The 17,117-nt window shown below is 71.8% G+C and carries 15 protein-coding genes; 12 read left to right on the top strand and 3 right to left on the bottom strand.

What is annotated here, in order from left to right; all coding sequences use genetic code 11:
* Nucleotides 1-41 precede the first annotated feature (41 nt).
* Nucleotides 42-743, top strand: coding sequence for a deoxyribose-phosphate aldolase (gene deoC, locus NS354_RS10800; protein ID WP_082678036.1), 702 nt, complete (start codon nt 42-44; stop codon nt 741-743).
* 208 nt (nt 744-951) lie between these two features.
* Nucleotides 952-2,334 (top strand): HNH endonuclease signature motif containing protein, encoded by a 1,383-nt coding sequence (locus NS354_RS10795; protein WP_058594492.1) that lies wholly within the window; start codon nt 952-954, stop codon nt 2,332-2,334.
* A 136-nt stretch (nt 2,335-2,470) separates the two neighbouring features.
* Here NS354_RS10795 and NS354_RS10790 read toward each other — a convergent pair whose 3' ends face one another.
* Nucleotides 2,471-2,842: a hypothetical protein gene (locus tag NS354_RS10790; RefSeq protein ID WP_010154903.1), complete on the bottom strand. Its 372-nt coding sequence runs from the start codon at nt 2,840-2,842 to the stop codon at nt 2,471-2,473.
* On the bottom strand, nt 2,839-4,230 hold the full coding sequence (locus NS354_RS10785; RefSeq protein WP_058594491.1) for an O-antigen ligase family protein: 1,392 nt from the start codon (nt 4,228-4,230) through the stop codon (nt 2,839-2,841). Before NS354_RS10785 ends, NS354_RS10790 begins: the two co-directional genes overlap by 4 nt.
* A 99-nt stretch (nt 4,231-4,329) precedes the next feature.
* On the opposite strand from NS354_RS10785, the gene manA reads away from it, so the two are divergent.
* The 5 genes from manA (at nt 4,330) to NS354_RS10760 (ending at nt 10,703) form a co-directional block, all read left to right on the top strand.
* Nucleotides 4,330-5,637 (top strand): mannose-6-phosphate isomerase, class I, encoded by a 1,308-nt coding sequence (gene manA, locus NS354_RS10780; RefSeq protein ID WP_058594490.1) that lies wholly within the window; start codon nt 4,330-4,332, stop codon nt 5,635-5,637.
* Between the two features lie 31 nt (nt 5,638-5,668).
* Nucleotides 5,669-6,196, top strand: coding sequence for a hypothetical protein (locus NS354_RS10775; protein ID WP_345994182.1), 528 nt, complete (start codon nt 5,669-5,671; stop codon nt 6,194-6,196).
* On the top strand, nt 6,196-7,134 hold the full coding sequence (locus NS354_RS10770; RefSeq protein ID WP_058594489.1) for a bifunctional riboflavin kinase/FAD synthetase: 939 nt from the start codon (nt 6,196-6,198) through the stop codon (nt 7,132-7,134). Before NS354_RS10775 ends, NS354_RS10770 begins: the two co-directional genes overlap by 1 nt.
* A gap of 182 nt (nt 7,135-7,316) precedes the next feature.
* Nucleotides 7,317-9,476, top strand: coding sequence for a DEAD/DEAH box helicase (locus NS354_RS10765; protein WP_058594488.1), 2,160 nt, complete (start codon nt 7,317-7,319; stop codon nt 9,474-9,476).
* 189 nt (nt 9,477-9,665) lie between these two features.
* Complete coding sequence (locus NS354_RS10760; protein ID WP_058594487.1) at nt 9,666-10,703, top strand: 6-phosphofructokinase; 1,038 nt, start codon at nt 9,666-9,668, stop codon at nt 10,701-10,703.
* A gap of 11 nt (nt 10,704-10,714) precedes the next feature.
* Here NS354_RS10760 and NS354_RS10755 read toward each other — a convergent pair whose 3' ends face one another.
* Nucleotides 10,715-10,990, bottom strand: a complete 276-nt coding sequence (locus NS354_RS10755; RefSeq protein ID WP_058594486.1) for a mycoredoxin — start codon at nt 10,988-10,990, stop codon at nt 10,715-10,717.
* A 241-nt stretch (nt 10,991-11,231) separates the two neighbouring features.
* Between NS354_RS10755 and NS354_RS10750 the strand changes: the two genes are divergently transcribed.
* Genes NS354_RS10750 through ilvA form a run of 5 tightly spaced genes read left to right on the top strand, consistent with a single transcriptional unit; the run spans nt 11,232 to nt 16,813 of the window.
* Nucleotides 11,232-12,608, top strand: a complete 1,377-nt coding sequence (locus NS354_RS10750) for an inorganic phosphate transporter (protein WP_058594485.1) — start codon at nt 11,232-11,234, stop codon at nt 12,606-12,608.
* Nucleotides 12,605-12,901, top strand: coding sequence for a hypothetical protein (locus NS354_RS10745; protein ID WP_058594484.1), 297 nt, complete (start codon nt 12,605-12,607; stop codon nt 12,899-12,901). The genes NS354_RS10750 and NS354_RS10745 overlap by 4 nt, the downstream gene beginning before the upstream one ends.
* 23 nt (nt 12,902-12,924) lie before the next feature.
* The gene (locus NS354_RS10740; protein WP_058594483.1) at nt 12,925-14,340 is read left to right on the top strand and encodes an aldehyde dehydrogenase family protein; all 1,416 of its coding nucleotides are present in this window, start codon (nt 12,925-12,927) and stop codon (nt 14,338-14,340) included.
* Between the two features lie 35 nt (nt 14,341-14,375).
* A complete protein-coding gene (locus NS354_RS10735) occupies nt 14,376-15,572 on the top strand; it encodes an AI-2E family transporter (protein WP_058594482.1) in 1,197 nt (398 codons plus the stop codon).
* On the top strand, nt 15,569-16,813 hold the full coding sequence (gene ilvA, locus NS354_RS10730) for a threonine ammonia-lyase (protein ID WP_058594481.1): 1,245 nt from the start codon (nt 15,569-15,571) through the stop codon (nt 16,811-16,813). Before NS354_RS10735 ends, ilvA begins: the two co-directional genes overlap by 4 nt.
* The last annotated feature ends 304 nt before the right edge of the window (nt 16,814-17,117 follow it).

The following is a 17,117-nucleotide window of genomic DNA, read 5'->3' as shown; positions in this document are numbered from 1 at the left end:
CCGATGCCGAGCGCGGCGCCGATGCCGAGCGCGGCGCCGATCTGGCCCGCGCTGATCTCGCCCGCGCCGATCTGGCCCGCGCTGATCTGGCCCGCGCCATCGACCACACCTTCTTGAAGCCCGAGGGGCGGCGGGAAGACGTGGAGCGCGCAGTGGCCGAGGCCGAGGAGCTCGGCGTCTACAGCGTCTGCGTGTCGCCCAGCGAGCTGCCGCTCGCGCTGCCCGCCGGGAGCGTGCTCCAGGTCACGGCGGTCTGCGGCTTTCCGAGCGGCAAGCACCGCTCCGCCGTCAAAGCCGCGGAGGCGGAGTTCGCCGTGGCGCAGGGCGCCGACGAGATCGACATGGTGATCGACGTCGGGGCCGCGCTCGACGGGCGGATCGATGCGGTCGAGGCCGACATCCGGGCAGTGCGCGCCGCGGTGCCCGCGCCCACCGTGCTCAAGGTGATCATCGAATCGGCCGCGCTCGACGACGAGACGATCGTCGCGGTGTGCGGTGCCGCGGAGGCCGCCGGAGCCGACTTCGTGAAGACGTCGACGGGCTTCCATCCCGCGGGCGGGGCGACCGTGCACGCTGTGGAGGTGATGCGGCGGGCCGTGGGGGATCGCCTCGCCATCAAGGCGTCGGGCGGCATCCGCAGCCGAGAGGACGCCGAGGCGATGCTGCGCGCCGGCGCGAGCCGGCTCGGCCTCTCGTCGAGCCGGGCCGTGCTCGCGGGCGGAGCGGGTTCGGCCGGGTACTGAGCGGGGAGTGTTGCCGCCCGGCGTGCGGAGGGGGGCGCCTGCTCGCTTGAGCATCGTCGGTCGGGGGGCTGCCCGCTTGAGCGTTGTCGGTCGGGGGCCTGCCCGCTTGAGCGTTGTCGGGTGCTCAACAACGGATGCCCCGAAACCTTGGAATCGAACCCGTGGTCTCGACCTCGTGAGTGTCGGTGGTGCCGACCAGGCTTGTCCCATGGAGGCCGCACCGTTCTTTCCCGACCCGCAGGGCGCCGAGCTCGATGCGGTCGTGACGGCGATCGCCGCGGTCGAGCGGGAGATCCGCGGTCTCGAGGGGCGCAAGCGGGCGCTGCTCGCGCAGGTGCGGCAGGTCTCCGAGGCGGTGTGCGCAGCTGAAGGCCGCACCGGGCGAGCCGCCGAACTGGTGCATCGTGCGGCGTCGGCGGAGGTCGGGTTCGCGCTCGGCATCGCCGATCGCAGCGCGGAGGCCCTGATCGAGCGATCGCACGATCTGTGCACGCGATTCTCAGAGGTCCACGACGCGCTCTCGTCGGGGCGCATCTCGGTCGCGCACGCCTCCGCCATCGCCGACGCCGGGCTGATCATCGCAGATCCGGTCGCTCGTGAGGCGTTTACGCGGGCAGCCGTGGAGGTCGCGGAGGCCGAAACGCCGAACCGGGCGCGTCGGGCCGCGAAGGTGCTCGCGGAGCGGTTCGCCGAGCGAACGCTCGACGAACGATGCGCGCGTGCCGCCGAAGCGCGACGGGTGTGGGTGACGCCGCTCGACGACGGGATGGCGGAGCTGCACGCGGTCGTCGATGCGGCGCTCGCCGCGGCCCTGCACGACCGTCTGACTCGGATCGCGCGGGAGCAGGTGGACGCCGATGCGGCGGCGGCTGCTGCGGGCGAGAGCGGTGAGCGGGACATCGGCGGGGTCGTGCCGCGTACGCTCGATCAGGCGCGGGCCGACCTCTGCACGGAGCTGCTGCTCAACGGCGACCCGTCGCAGGTGTGGCGCGCGCACGGAGGGGTGAGCGGCGAGCGGATCGACGCGCGGGTGCAGGTGATCGTGCCGGTGAGCGTTCTGACCGGGGATGCCCCCGCGGTGGGCGCCCCCGCCACGCATACCGGCCTCCCGGCGCCGGCGATGCTCAGCGGGTACGGTGCGATCAGCGCGGACCGCGCGCGGCTGCTCGCGGGTCTCTCCCGGGGCTGGGACCGAGTCGCCGTCGACCACGCGACGGGCGAGGTGCTCGCCGTGGATCGGTACCGACCCTCCGAGGAGCTTCTCCGATACCTCCGTGCGCGGGATCAGCACTGCCGGTTCCCCGGCTGCCAGATCGTGCCGTTCCGCGCGGACGTCGATCACACGCACGACGCAGCCCGGGGAGGCGCGACGTCCGTCGTCAACCTGGCGGTGCTGTGTCGAAGACACCACACGATGAAGCATCACGCCGGCATCGAGATGACGCAGCATCCCGATGGCGCGGTCGACTGGACGACGCCGCTGGGCCGCCGAAAACGGGAACGGCCGCCATCTCGGGTGATGTTCGGCCCCATCGCAGACGTCGGTGGCGGCACGGAGGTCCCGCAACACGAGCAGAGCGCTGCGGCGTGAGCATGGCCTCGTGAGCACGGTGTCGTGAGCACGGTGTCGTGAGCGCGGTCTCGTGAGCACGGTGTCGTGAGCGCGGCTGCATGAGCGCGGACCGAACACCGCGGCCCGAACACCGCGGCCCGAATGCCGGCGCGCCTCAGTCGTCGTGGACCTGCAGCTCCTGGCCGGCCCGCCACACGGCGACGGTGAGTGGGGGCGCGCTCGCCGCGATCTCGCGCAGCAGTTCGAACTCCACGCGATCCGCGTTGCGCCGGTGCACCGCGGCGTCGGTGCCGCCCGCCCGGGCGGCGAGGCGCGCGAGCCCGAATTCGGCGAGCAGCCCGCGGTCTTCGAGCATCTCGTCGCGGAGGGCGCGCACCACGAAGTCGTCGACCTCGGGCGTCTCGGCGTATGCGGTGGCGGGGTCCTCGCCGTCGCGCACGAGGTGCTCCAGAATGGTCTCGCGTTCGAGGCGGGCATCGGAGCGCAGCTGCACGAGCCGCTCGGTGGTGAGGTGCAGCGCGGTCATCGCTGCACCCGCACGGCGCCCGTCTCCGACGTGATGGGCACGCGCCGCCAGGGCAGTTTCGTGGGTTCGGCCTCGAGTGAGGGCAGCTGGAAGTCGAAGCGCGATTTCACGGCCAGCAGCACGAGGAGCAGCCAGTTCCCCTCGATGATGAGGCGGCTCTCCGTGAGCGACTGCACGAGCAGGGCGATCATCACGAGGAACGGCCAGAGTGCGCTGGTCGCGTACGTCAGCGGCGGCCCGTAGCCGCGCCGCGGCGGGTCGACGGCGCGGAACCAGACGCGCCACGTCGTGAGGACGATGAGCGGGGCGAACGCGAGCAGCCCCACGATTCCGAGCTGGAACCAGACGTCGAGCCACGCGTTGTGGGCGCTCATCACCTGGATGCCGGCCTTCTCGTCGAGCGAGGCGAAGGGCTCGGCCCACGGCGCCCAGTAGCTCACCCAGCCCCAGCCGAACCAGGGGCGCTGCTCCGCCAGGTCGATGACTTTCTGCCAGGTCTCGACCCGGCCGGTGAGGTCTCCGCTCTTGCCGAGCAGCCCGAAGACGAAGTCGCGCGCGAACAGCACGAGCCCGATGGCCGTCACCAGGACGGCTCCGCCGGTGGCGTAGAGCGGCACGCGGCGCTCGGGCCCGAGCCTGCGGGCCCAGAGGGCGAGGATCAGGCCGACCACCACCGCGGCGAGCGCGACCCAGACGGTGGCTCCGCGGGTGAGGAGGATCGTGCCGAAGGAGACGACCACCCAGAACCATCCCCGCACGGGGCGCACGAGGCCGGCGCGCAGCTGGATGCCGAAGATGATGAGCCCGAGCAGGGCGATGAACCCGAGCAGCACCGAGCTCGCGACGAGGCCCTGGATGGGGCCGCCGGCGAACAGCAGGTCGCGGCTCCAGTAGAGGAGCTTCGGCACCTTGCCCGTTTCGGGCACGTCGACGAAGCCGTCGATGAAGTTCTGGAAGACGGGGCGCTGCACGAAGACCGCGACGATCAGCTCGAAGACGAGCGAGAGCCCGATGAGGTACCGCAGCGCGGTGCCGAGCGTGCGCAGCACCTCGTGCCACGACAGCACGAAGGCGATGACGACGGCGAGCAGCGTGGTGGCGAGCTGCCCGAGCACGCCGAGCACGCTCTCGAAGCGGTACTGCGACCAGAGGATCGACAGGATCGCGAGGCCGAGGAACCAGTAGAGCGGCGCGGGCAGGCGATACCAGCGGAACCGCTCCGGTCGCTCGCGCACGAAGATGACGACTCCCCACACGACGAGCGCTGCGGCGAGGCCCAGGAAACCGGCCCATCCGACGAGGTTGCGCACTCCGTTGCTGCCCAGCGCCAGGATGAAGACGCAGATCGCGAACGCGCTCACACCGAGTCTGGTCTTGCTCTCCGACATAGTCGGTATGGTAGTTCATGCCCCGCGATGGTCGGTGCGCGCAGGCGGCCCCGACTCGGTCGATGTGCGACGGCCGAGAGACGGTGGCGGAGGAGTGACGTGCTGATCTTCATCGAGAACACCCCGCGCGCGTACGCGTGGGGGTCGACCGAGGCGCTCCCCGACATGCTCGGCACGGCCCCGACGGGCGAGCCGCAGGCCGAGCTGTGGCTCGGCACCCACCCCGGCAGCCCGGCCCACGTGGCGAAGGCGACCCCGGTGCAGCACACGCTCATCGACCTCGTCGAGAGCGATCCCGAGCGCTACGGCGTCGATGGCGGCCCGCTCCCGTTCCTGCTGAAGGTGCTCGCGATCGGCGCCCCGCTGTCGCTGCAGGTGCATCCGAATCGCGAGCAGGCGGCGGCGGGGTTCGCCGCGGAGGAGCGGGCGGGCGTGCCCCGCGATGCCCGCGAGCGCAACTACTGCGATCCGACGCACAAGCCGGAGCTGCTGGTCGCGCTGACCGAGGTGACCGCGTTGAGCGGGTTCCGCGATCTGGCGCACGCTCGTGAGGATCTGCTGCTGCTCGCCGCCGCCGCCCGCGAACTCGGCCGCGCCGCGGGGGCGGCGGGGTTCGAGCGCGCCGCCTGCCGCCTGGTCGGGCGCGACGCGGGGGAGCTGCGGCGCGACTTCCTGACCTGGGTGTTCAGCCGCGAGGCGGCGATCTCCGACGCCCTGGCCTGCCTGTCGGAGGTGCTCGCGGCCGCGGAGTCCGGTGTGCTCGGGTTCTGGGAGCGCGCCCTCGAGGAGGGCGCGGTCGATCCGGATCGCCTCGCCGCGCTCCGCGCCCTCGCCGCCGCGCATCCGGGCGACCCGGGGGTGCTCGTCTCGCTGCTGCTCCATCTCGTGCGGCTCGCCCCGGGCGAGGCGATCTACCTGGGCGCGGGGCAGATCCACGCGTACCTCTCGGGCGTCGCCGTCGAGGTGATGGCGTCCTCCGACAACGTCCTGCGGGCGGGCCTCACGCAGAAGCACGTCGACATCGGCGAGCTGTGCCGCATCGTCGATACGGGAGAGCTCGCCGATCCCCGCTTCACCGCCGAGCGGCTCGGTCACGGGGTGCTCGCGTGGCGCCCCGCGGTGCCCGAGTTCCAGCTCGTGCGCGCTCGCGTGCGCGAGGCCGAGGCGGAGGCGGGCAGCGGCTACGCGGCGTCGGAGGCCGCCACCCGCGTCGATCTTCCGGCGCACGCCCCCGTCGTGCTCGTCGTGACCGCCGGCAAGGTGCGCATCGAGCGCTCCGATGCGCAGCCCGCCGAGGTGGTGAGCGCGCGCCGGGGCCAGTCGCTGTACGTGTCGGCCGGCGAGCCGATCTGCATCACCGGGCACGGGGAGGTCTTCCTCGCGACCGTGGGGGTCGGCGAGCGCTGATCGGCCTGCGAAGGCGAGTACACTGATCCGCGTGTCGAACGCCGAATCCGAAGCCCCCGCCTCGCGCACCTCCGCAGCCCCCGCCGCCGCGCGGTCCGCTGCGCGCGCTCCGGAGCGGGGAGCGGGCGGAGTCGCATCGGCCCTGCCGGGATCGGCGGCCGCCTCGGACCGCCTCGGCGGTCTCGGCCGCGTGCTCATCGCCGTGTACATCGTGCTCGCGCTGGCCGCGACCTTCCGCTCCGTCTACCAGATCATCGCGAAGTTCGACGAGGCGCCGCTCGCGTACTCCCTGTCGGCGCTGTCGGGCGCGGTCTACATCGTGGCGACCATCGCGCTCATCAAGCGCCGCGGTGTGTGGCGCGGCATCGCCTGGGGGGCGCTCATCTTCGAGCTCTGCGGCGTGCTCGTGGTCGGCCTCCTGAGCATTCTGGAGCCCCAGCTCTTCGGCCATCCGTCGGTCTGGTCGTTCTTCGGGAGCGGCTACCTCTTCATCCCGCTCGTGCTGCCGGTGCTCGGGCTGATCTGGCTCCGCAGCACGGCTCGTGCAGGATCCGCCTGATGCAGATCATCGAATCGCTCGACGCGATCCGCCCCGCCGATTTCGCGTCCGGCACCTGCGTCGCCATCGGCAAGTTCGACGGCCTCCATCTCGGGCACCAGGCGATCCTCGAGCGCATGCGCACCGCCGCCCGCTCCTCGGGCGCGCGCAGCGTCGCCTTCACCTTCGCGAACCACCCGCTCAGCTACCTGCGACCCGAGGCCTGCCCCCGTCCGCTCATGAGCCGCGCGCAGCGGCTGGAGGCGATCGCGGGTCTCGGTCTCGACGCGTGCGTGATGGTCGAGTTCGACGAGGCGTTCGCGTCGATCCCCGCCGAGGAGTTCGTCGTCGACGTGCTCGTGAACAGGCTCAACGCGAAGCACGTGCTCATGGGCGCCGACTTCCGCTTCGGGCATCGCGGCTCCGGCGACGGGGCGCTGCTGCGCGCGCTGGGCGAGCAGTACGGCTTCACCGCCGAGGTGCTCGACTGGGTCGAGGACGACGAGGCGGGCCAGGTGTCGTCGTCCCGCATCCGCGAGGCGCTGCTCGCGGGCGACGTGGAGGGGGCGGGGCGCATGACGGGCCGCCCCGTCGCAGTGCGCGGCGAGGTGGTGCACGGCGACGCGCGCGGGCGGGAGCTCGGATTCCCCACCGCGAATCTCGGCGGCGTCGTCGAGGGGCTGGTGCCCGCCGACGGGGTGTACGCGGGCTGGGCGGTGCTCGACGGCGTCTCGCACGCCGCCGCGATCTCGGTCGGCAACAACCCGACGTTCACGCCCGACGAGGTCTCGCGCGTCGAGGCGTACCTCCTCGACTTTTCGGACGACATCTACGGTCGCACGCTCGAGATCCGCTTCGCGCACCGCCTGCGCGGCACGGAGCGGTTCGACGGGCTCGAGGCGCTCGTCGTGCAGATGCACGCCGACGTGGCGCGGGCACGGGAGCTGCTCGGGGCCTGAGTGCGCCCGCCGCGAGCGCGCTCTCGCGATCCTCCCGGCACCGGATGCTAGAATCGGTGGCACGGTCGCGCTTTCGACGGTTCGCGAGTCCCATGCCGCGCATGAGGTCAGGCTCCGAACCCGCGAGCGACCCGCGACTCGGTACGCGTTCCGAGACTGCAACTCGCCGATCAGGAGATCCATTGGCATCCACCACTGCCACGCGTCAGCCCCAGACGAAGAGCGGCGCGCAGCGCGGTCAGTCGCGCTCGAACGGTCGCCGCAAGCACACGCACAACGAGGGCATCATCCCGCTGCTCGCCCGCGCCGTCCGCGAGGTCGAGGCGTCTGCGCAGCGCGGCAAGGCGACGCCCGCGAACCGCACCAAGTTCCACGTGATCGCGCTGCTGATGCGCGAGGAGCGCGCCCGCGTCAAGACCGACGAGCAGGTGAGCGACGCGGAGCGGGCCGAAACGCTGAAGCGCCTCGACGGCGTCGCGTCGATCCTCGCGAAGACCGCGGCCCGCGACACGAGCCTCATCACGCTGCTCGAGCCGACCGCGCCGATCACCGACGCGACGCGACTGCTGAAGCGCAAGATGCTGACGCAGGCCGGCATCGAGCTGCCCGAGGAGGAGAAGGCGGCGCCCGAGCCCGCCCGCGCGATCGTGCCCCCCGAGCTGGCCGAGCGGCAGGTGGAGCCAGCGGGCATCGAATCGCGCATGCGCGCGAACCCGTTCCTCAAGCCCGATCTCGCCCCGCCGAAGCAGCCCACCCCGGTCGTGCGCCTCGCGAACTGGGAGCTGCTCGGGCCGCTGCTCAAATCGTTCGAGCAGGGCGGCGGCGGTTCGGCCTGCATGGAGCTCCCGGAGCCCCCGGTGCCGGATCGCCTCGCCCCCGCCGGGCGCGAGCTCATGCCGCACCAGGCGCGCTTCCTCGCGAGCGTGCGCGACGGCCACCGCAGCTTCCTGCTCGCCGACGAGCCGGGCCTCGGCAAGACGGCGCAGTCGGTGCTCGCCGCTTCCGTCGCCGACGCCTACCCGCTCCTCGTGGTCGTGCCCAACGTGGTGAAGATGAACTGGGCGCGCGAGGTCGAGCGGTGGACGCCGCAGCGGCGCGTCACCGTGATCCACGGCGACGGGAACGACGTCGACGCGTTCGCCGACGTGTTCATCGTGAACTACGACATCCTCGATCGTCACCTGAGCTGGATCTCCGACTTCGGCTTCGCGGGCATGGTCGTCGATGAGGCGCACATGATCAAGAACGTGCAGTCGCAGCGATCCCGCAACGTGCTCGCGATCTCGGAGCGCATCCGCGAGCGCACCCCGGGGGTGTCGCCGCTGCTCATCGCGCTGACCGGCACGCCGCTCATCAACGACATCGACGACTTCCGGGCGATCTGGCGCTTCCTCGGCTGGACCGAGAGCGACAGGCCCGGCCCCGAGCTCATGGCGCAGCTCGAGAACAACGGGTGGACGCCCGCCGATGCGGCGTTCTACCCGGAGGCGCGCCAGAGCGTCATCGACATGGGCATCGTGCGGCGCCGCAAGATCGATGTCGCCGCCGACCTGCCGGCGAAGCGCGTCGTCGACCTGCCGGTCGAACTCGACGACGAGATGGGGCGCGGCATCCGCGACGCCGAGGCGCAGCTCGCGAAGAAGCTGCTCGACCGGTTCCGCGCGGTGAAGCGCGGCACGCTCGGCGAGAAGCTCGACGACGCCGCGATCATCCGCATGGTCGCGTCGCAGGAGCTGGAGGAGTCGCACGCCTCCGCCGACGGGCTCAACGTGTTCACGATGGTGCGTCAGATCGGTCAGGCGAAGGCGCAGCTCGCGGCCGACTACGCGGTGCAGCTCGCCCGCTCGGTCGGCAAGGTCGTGTTCTTCGCGAAGCACATCGACGTGATGGATCGGGTCGAGCGCCAGCTCGCCGAGGCCGGGCTCAAGACGGTGTCCATCCGCGGCGACCAGACCGCGGCGTTCCGCCAGGAGCAGATCGACGCCTTCAACCAGGACCCGGAAGTCTCGGTCGCGGTCTGCTCGCTGACCGCCGCGGGCGTCGGCGTGAACCTGCAGGCGTCGTCGAACGTGGTGCTCGCCGAGCTCAGCTGGACGGACGCCGAGCAGACGCAGGCCATCGACCGCGTGCACCGCATCGGTCAGGAGGAGCCCGTCACCGCGTGGCGCATCGTGGCTGCGCAGACGATCGACGCGAAGATCGCGGAGCTCATCGACAGCAAGGCCGGTCTCGCCGCTCGCGCGCTCGACGGGGCGGCCGCCCCGGCGGAGGACGCGGATTCGGTGCAGCTGCTCGCGCTCGTCAGCGTGCTCGCGCAGGCGGTGGAGCGCGAGGGCGCGTAGGCGTGTTCGGGTGCTGGTCGCCCGGAACACGCCCGCGCCCGGGCCGCGCGGCGTCGGCGCAGACTCGCCGTGGCAGGTTCGATGCCGGATTTTGGCGAGAATGATCGTATCCGCGTCGATTCTGCCAAAGCTAGGGTGGTACGGGGCGGTTCCGCCCAGTTGCTCGCGCGCCGAAGAATGAGGAGTCGCATGCGCATTGGTGTCCTGTGCTCGGGGGGCGACAGCCCCGGAATGAACGCCGCGATCCGCGGAGCGGTGCTCCGCGGCGTCGAGGTGCACGGCTTCGAGATGGTCGGCTTCATGGACGGCTGGCGCGGCTTCCACGAGGACGACCGGATCCCCCTCGACCGCGCCGCCGTGCGCGGCATCTCACCGCTCGGCGGCGTGATCCTCGGCACGAGCCGGGTGCAGCCGTTCGTCTCGGGCCGCGGCGACGAGGCCGACATCCGGGTGATCCGCGACCGCGTCGACGCCTACGGCCTCGACGCCTTCCTGCTCATCGGCGGCAACGGAACGCAGACCGTCGCGCAGATGCTCACCGATCACGGCATTCCCGCCATCGGGCTTCCGAAGACCATCGACAACGATCTCAGCGGAACCGACTACACGTTCGGCTTCGATACCGCGGTCTCCATCGCCTCCGAGGCGATCGACCGCCTCCGCACCACCGGCGACTCGCACCGGCGCTGCATGGTGCTCGAGGTCATGGGGCGGGACGCCGGGTGGATCGCGCTGCACGCCGGCATGGCCGGCGGCGCGCAGGTCACCCTCGTGCCCGAGTTCCCCGAGTCCATCGAGCAGATCAGCGAGTGGGTGCTGAGCGTGCGCGACCGCGGCCGGTCATCGCTCGTGGTCGTCGCCGAGGGCTTCCGGCTGGCGGGCGGTGCCGCGCAGACCACGCGCGACGGGCTCGACGGGTTCGGGCGCAAGCGGCTCGGCGGGGTCGCCGAGGTGCTCGCGCCGCTCATCGAGCAGCACACGGGCATCGAGACCCGCGCGACCGTGCTCGGGCACGTGCAGCGCGGCGGATCGCCCACCGCCTTCGACCGGGTGCTCGCCACCCGCACGGGCATCGCCGCCGCGGATGCCGCGCACGCCGGGCAGTGGGGCACCATGGCGGGTCTTCGGGGCGACCGCATCGCGATGGTGCCGCTCGCGGAAGCCGTCGGCCACCTGAAGACGGTGCCGGAGGCGCGCTACGAAGAGGCCCGGCTCAACTTCGGCTGAACGGGGCCGCGTCAGACGGCGAGGCGCTCCTGCACGTCCTTGAGCGACGGGTTCGTCGCCGTCGACCCGTCGGGGAAGACGAGCGTCGGCACGACCGCGTTGCCGCCGTTCACCGACTTCACGAGCTCCTCCGTGCCGGGCGTCTCCTCGATGTCGACGACGGTGTAGCCGATGCCGGTCTTGTCGAGCATCAGCTTCAGCCGCTTGCAGTACCCGCACCAGGTCGTCGAGAACATGGTGACCGTGCCGGATTCGGGCGTGAACTCGCTCAGCGTTGCAGTACTCATGCGCACAGCGTACTCTCCGAAGCCCCGGTGCGACTGTGCGCGTCCCCCGGCGACGCCCCCGATCTCGCGCCCAGGTGAACGGGGCGTGAACGGCGACCCCCCCAGCTTGACCTGCCGGAGGCGAGGTGGAACCATGATTACGGCGCTTGCGGGGGCACCCTCCGGGTTCACGGGAACGTGAACGAGAGATGACTTCGCCGGTGTTCGACAGGACCCCCCGACCCCGAACCGAAAGACGCCGGTGGAACTCACCATCATCGTGCTGCTGGTCATCGTACTGGCCCTCTTCTTCGACTTCACGAACGGTTTCCACGACACTGCGAACGCGATGGCGACGCCCATCGCGACGGGTGCGCTGAAGCCGAAGACCGCCGTGATGCTCGCCGCGATCCTCAATCTCGTCGGGGCGTTCCTCTCGACCGAGGTCGCGAAGACCATCTCGGGCGGCCTCATCAACGAGGGCGGCGACGGGGTGCTCATCACGCCCGAGCTGATCTTCGCCGGGCTCATCGGCGCCATCGTCTGGAACCTGGTGACCTGGCTCTACGGGCTCCCCTCGAGCTCGTCGCACGCCCTGTTCGGCGGACTCATCGGCGCCGCGATCGTGGGGGCCGGCGTCGCGGCGATCAACGGGGGCGTCTTCCTCTCGAAGATTCTCATCCCCATGGTCGCCGCACCCCTCACCGCGGGCATCGTCGCCTTCACCGCCACGAAGGCCGCGTACGCGATCACCCGCCGCCACGACGGCAAGAAGGACGGGCGAGGCCGGTTCCGCTACGCGCAGATCGCCTCCTCGTCGCTCATCGCCCTCGCGCACGGCACGAACGATGCGCAGAAGACCATGGGCGTCATCACCCTGACGCTCGTCGCCGCGAACCTCCAGGAGCCGGGCACCGGGCCGCACCTCTGGGTCGTCGTGGCCTGCGCGCTCGCGATCGCGATCGGCACCTACTCGGGCGGGTGGCGCATCATCCGCACGCTCGGCGCCGGGCTGACGCAGGTGAAGCCCGCCCAGGGCTTCGCGGCCGAGACGAGCAGCGCGGCCACCATCTTGGCGTCGAGCCACCTCGGGTTCGCCCTGTCGACCACGCAGGTCGCCTCCGGCTCGGTCATCGGCTCCGGCCTCGGCCGCCGTGGATCGAGCGTGCGCTGGCGCACCGTCGGCCGCATCGCCTCGGGGTGGCTCTTCACCCTGCCCGCCTCCGGCGCGGTCGGCGCGATCGCCGCAGCCATCGCGCACACCGGCATGGTCGGCGTGATCATCGACGCGGTGCTCGGCTTCGCCTTCATCATCTTCATCTTCTGGCGCTCGCGCCGCAACAAGGTCGACCACTCCAACGCGATCCCCGCGCCCGACGTCGCCGAGTCGGGCTACGCGGTGCGCATCCGCAAGGCCAAGGTGAAGGTGCCCAAGTCGAAGGCCGGCGCCCCGGCGCCCCTCAACTCGGTCGCGCAGACCGCGATGCGCGATGACGAGGCCGCGCGGGAGGCGGCCCGCGAGGCCGCTCGGGAGGCGGCGCTCGCGGCCGAGCGCGCCGGCGATGCGCTTCCCGGCGGGTACGGGCCCATCCCGACGCGCAGCGCGCGCGGCACGCAGCAGCAGGAGGGCGACCGATGATCGACTGGGCGGCATTCCTCATCGTCTTCGGCTCCGCGCTGGTCTCGGCGCTGTTCGTCGTATCCCTCTACTCGCTGGGCCTCCGCTTCCTCGCGACCCCCGCGCCGCCGGCGCGGCTCGCGGACGGATCCGTCGCGCCCAACGGGCCCTCCCGCGACGACGAGGACGACGACGTCGACGCGATCGGCCGCCCGCGGTGGGCGACGGTGCTCGCGAACATCTGCTTCGGGCTCTCCGTGCTGGTCGTGCTCGTCGGCATCTTCCTCATCGTTCCCGCGTTGCACTTCTGGTGAGGCGCCCGGAGTAGTGTGACCGCATGACTGCGACCGCACTGCACCGCATTCCGACACTCGTCGCCGGCCTCCGGCACAGCCACGCGCGCGGCATCACCCGGCCCGAGGAGTGGCGCCGGGAGCAGCTCACCCGCCTGCGGGCGCTGCTGCAGGATCGGGGCGCCGATTTCGAGGCCGCGCTGCGCTCCGATCTCCGCAAGTCGGGAACCGAGGCGGTGCTCACCGAGATCGGCTTCCTCGTCTCCGAGATCGACCACGCCCTCGCGCACCTCGCACGCTGGATGCGGCCGCGGCGAGTGCGGGTGCCGCTCGCCGTGCAGCCGGCCACGGCGAGGATCGTGCCCGAGCCGCTCGGCGTCGTGCTCGTGATCGCCCCCTGGAACTACCCCCTCATGCTCGCGCTCTCACCGGTCATCGGCGCGCTGGCGGCGGGCGACTCCGTCGTGATCAAGCCGAGCGAGCTCGCGCCCGCGACATCCCGACTGATCGCCCGGCTCGTGCCCGACGTGCTCGACCGCCGCGCGGTCGCCGTCGTCGAGGGCGGCGCACCCGAGACCACGGCGCTCCTCGCCGAGCGCTTCGACCACATCTTCTACACCGGCAGCGCCCGTGTCGGCCGCGTCGTGGCGCGCGCGGCCGCCGAGCACCTCACCCCGGTCACCCTCGAGCTCGGCGGCAAGTCGCCCGTCTACGTCGACGACACGGTGCCCCTCCACCTCGCCGCGCAGCGCATCGCCTGGGCGAAGTACATGAACGCCGGCCAGACCTGCGTCGCACCCGACTACGTGCTCGGACGGCCCGAGGTGCTCCGCGAGCTGGCCCCGCTGCTCGCCGAGGCCGTGCACGCGCTCTACGGCAGCGCCCCGCAGCAGAACCCCGACTACGGCCGCATCGTGAACGATGAGCACTTCGACCGGCTCGTGGGCTACCTCGCAGACGGCGACGTCGTGTTCGGCGGCGAGCACGACGCGGCCGACCGCTTCCTGGCGCCCACCGCGCTGGCCGGCGTCGACCGCGCCGCCCCGGTGATGCGCGACGAGATCTTCGGCCCGATCCTGCCCCTCGTCGACGTCGCGGGGCTCGACGACGCGCTCTCCCTCGTGAACGGCCGCGAGAAGCCCCTCGCCGCGTACGTGTTCAGCGCCGACGGGGAGACCCGGCGCCGCTGGGAGCGCGAGACGAGCTCGGGAGGGCTCGGTTTCGACGCGCCCGCGCTCCACCTCGTCGTACCCGACCTGCCCTTCGGCGGAGTGGGGGAGAGCGGCATCGGCGCCTATCACGGCGAGCGATCGTTCCGCACGTTCAGCCACGAGAAGGCGGTGCTCGCGAAGCCGCTGACCCCCGACACGCTCGCCGGCACCATCATGCCGCCCTTCACACCCCGCAAAGACGCGATCGTGCGCCGGTGGCTCGGCAAGCTGCGCGAGCGCAGCGTATGACCGGCTTCGGATCGGCCCGTCGCTAGGATTGCCCTGTGGAAGACCCCCAGAACAGCCGAGACGCCGCGGGCGCCGGCGACGCAGCCCAGGAGCTGCCCCTCGGCGTGCGGGTCGCGGCGGCCTGGTCGTGGCGCCTCGTGCTCATCGGGATCGCCCTCGCCGGGTTCCTGTGGCTCGTCGTGCAGGTGCGCATCATCGTGATCCCGGTGCTCGTCGCCATCCTGCTCACCGCGCTGCTCGCCCCCGTCGTGCACTGGTTCGAGCGCCAGAAACTGCCGCGGTGGCTCGGCGTCGTCTTCGCGCTGGCCCTCTTCGTCGCCCTCGTCTGGGTGCTGCTCACCCTCATCATCACGCAGCTGCGCGACGGCCTCGGCGACGTCGCGAGCCGTTCGGAGGAGGTGTGGTGGGAGATGCTCCGGTGGGCGGAGGCCACCTTCGGCATCTCCGCCAACGAGATCGGCGCGTTCACCGACCAGCTGTGGAAGACCGTCGACGAGCACCAGTCGGAGCTCTGGAACGGGGCGCTCGGCGTCGCCACCTCCGCCGGCCAGTTCGTCGCCGGCCTGCTGCTCACCATCTTCTCGCTCATCTTCATGCTGATCGACGGCCAACGCATCTGGAACTGGGTGCTCGGATTCCTCCCCGCACGCGCGCACGCACCGGTCGACGCCGCCGGCCGGGCCGGGTGGGTGTCGGTCGGCCAGTACGTGCGCGTGCAGATCTTCGTCGCCTTCGTCGACGCGGTCGGCATCGGCGTCGGAGCGGCCGTGCTCGGCGTGCCCCTCGCGATCCCGATCGCGATCCTCGTCTTCCTCGGCTCCTTCATCCCGTTCCTCGGCGCCATCAGCACCGGTCTGCTCGCCGCCTTCGTCGCCCTCGTGTACAACGGGCCCGTCACGGCGCTCCTCATGCTCGGCGTCGTGATCCTCGTCAACCAGATCGAGGGCCACGTGCTGCAGCCGCTCGTCATGGGCAGCGCGGTGCGCGTGCACCCGCTCGGCGTCGTACTCGCCGTCTCGACGGGTGCGCTGCTCGCCGGCATCCCGGGAGCCCTGTTCGCCGTTCCCCTCGCCGCGGCCGCCAACTCGATCGTCAACGTGCTCGTCAAACGGCAGTGGGAGACCGGCGTCGACCCCGTGGCGGAGTACCACCGCAGATATCAGATGCACCACCGTGCCAAGCACCGGGCGCGAGCCGTCGCCCGGATGCGGCGCAAGGAAGGACGTTCATGACCGAGCAGACCACCGCACCGGTGCTCGAGGACTTCGAGCGGGCGCTCGACGTCGTGCACCGGGTGACGCAGCGCACCCCGCTCGAGACCTCACGCTACCTCGCCGAGATCCTGCACGTGCAGACCGTCTACATGAAGTGCGAGAACCTGCAGCGCACGGGAGCGTACAAGCTGCGCGGCGCCTACTACCGGCTCACGCAGCTCACCCCCGAGGAGCGGGCCCGCGGCGTCGTCGCGGCGTCTGCCGGCAACCACGCCCAGGGCGTCGCGTTCGCGGCGCGCGAGCTGGGCATCAAGGCCACCATCTTCACCCCCCTCGGGGTTGCACTGCCGAAGCTGCAGGCGACGCGCGGGTACGGCGCCGAAGTGGTGCTCGAGGGCGCCACCTTCCACGAGACGAACGCGGCCGCGCAGCGCTTCGTCGCCGAGACCGGCGCCGTGTTCATCCCGCCGTTCGACCACGAGGCCGTGATTCACGGGCAGGGCACCGTCGCCCTCGAGATCCTCGACTCCGCACCCGAGGTCGAGACGATCGTCGTGCCCATCGGCGGTGGCGGGCTCGTCTCGGGCGTCGCCGCTGCGGCGAAGCTGCGCGCCGAGCGCGACGGCACCCCCATGCGCATCATCGGCGTGCAGTCGGAGAACGCGTCGCCGTTCGTCGCCTCGCTCGACGCGGGCGAACCCGTCACCATCCCGACGAAGCCCACCATCGCCGACGGCATCGCCGTGGCCCGCCCCGGGGACCGCACCTTCGAGTACGTGCGCGACTACGTCGACGAGGTCGTCACCGTGAGCGACGACGACATCGCGCGCGCCATCGTCGTGCTGCTCGAGCGCGCCAAGATGGTCGTGGAACCCGCGGGCGCCGCCGGCGTCGCGGCGATGCTCGCCGGCAAGGCGCGGGTGAGCGGACCCACCGCCGTGATCCTCTCGGGCGGCAATATCGATCCGCTGCTGCTGCAGCGCGTCATCGGGCACGGGCTCGCCGCATCGGCGCGCTACATGAAGCTCCGCATCCTGCTCCCCGACGTGCCCGGCCAGCTGGTGCGCACGGCGTCGATCGTGGCGGAGCACAACGCGAACGTCGTCGAGGTGATCCACACGCGCCACGCCACCGAGCTGCCGATCAGCGAGGTGGAGCTCGAGCTGCACATCGAGACGCGCGGCCACGATCACGGCGAGATCGTGGCGCAGGCGCTGCGCGACGCCGGCTACATCGTGCGCGTGGGCGAGCGCTACTGAGCGGGCTTCGGTCTCTGAGGCGACGCGCGTCGCGCGGCGCCGAGCGCCTGCTCGCTCGCCGAGCCCCTGCTCGCTCGCCGAGCGCCTGCTCGCTCGCCGAGCACCTGCTCGCTCGCCGAGCGCCTGCCAATCCGACGCGCGCGGCCGAGGGTCTCGGCGGCTCGGCAGGGCTTCGGCGCCGGGCGCGCCGTTCGGGCGCGCCGTTCGAGCGTGCCGTTCGAGCGGAGGAGCGGAGGAGCGGGGGAGCGGGGGGTCAGAGCGGCAGCGGCGCGCCCGCCTGCTGCGCGTACAGCGCGATCGCGCG

Origin of the sequence: Leucobacter chromiiresistens, from assembly GCF_001477055.1 — a bacterium.
GTDB lineage: Bacteria > Actinomycetota > Actinomycetes > Actinomycetales > Microbacteriaceae > Leucobacter > Leucobacter chromiiresistens_A.
The sequence above is the reverse complement of the archived record's forward strand: the minus strand, read 5'-3'. Positions and strand labels throughout refer to the sequence as shown.

Coding starts and splice junctions, on each gene's coding strand:
- NS354_RS10770 (WP_058594489.1), top strand. CDS start 6,196: ATGCAGATCATCGAATCGCTCGACGCGATCCGCCCCGCCGATTTCGCG.
- NS354_RS10745 (WP_058594484.1), top strand. CDS start 12,605: ATGATCGACTGGGCGGCATTCCTCATCGTCTTCGGCTCCGCGCTGGTC.
- NS354_RS10760 (WP_058594487.1), top strand. CDS start 9,666: ATGCGCATTGGTGTCCTGTGCTCGGGGGGCGACAGCCCCGGAATGAAC.
- NS354_RS10740 (WP_058594483.1), top strand. CDS start 12,925: ATGACTGCGACCGCACTGCACCGCATTCCGACACTCGTCGCCGGCCTC.
- NS354_RS10795 (WP_058594492.1), top strand. CDS start 952: ATGGAGGCCGCACCGTTCTTTCCCGACCCGCAGGGCGCCGAGCTCGAT.
- ilvA (WP_058594481.1), top strand. CDS start 15,569: ATGACCGAGCAGACCACCGCACCGGTGCTCGAGGACTTCGAGCGGGCG.
- NS354_RS10785 (WP_058594491.1), bottom strand. CDS start 4,230: ATGTCGGAGAGCAAGACCAGACTCGGTGTGAGCGCGTTCGCGATCTGC.
- NS354_RS10790 (WP_010154903.1), bottom strand. CDS start 2,842: ATGACCGCGCTGCACCTCACCACCGAGCGGCTCGTGCAGCTGCGCTCC.
- NS354_RS10755 (WP_058594486.1), bottom strand. CDS start 10,990: ATGAGTACTGCAACGCTGAGCGAGTTCACGCCCGAATCCGGCACGGTC.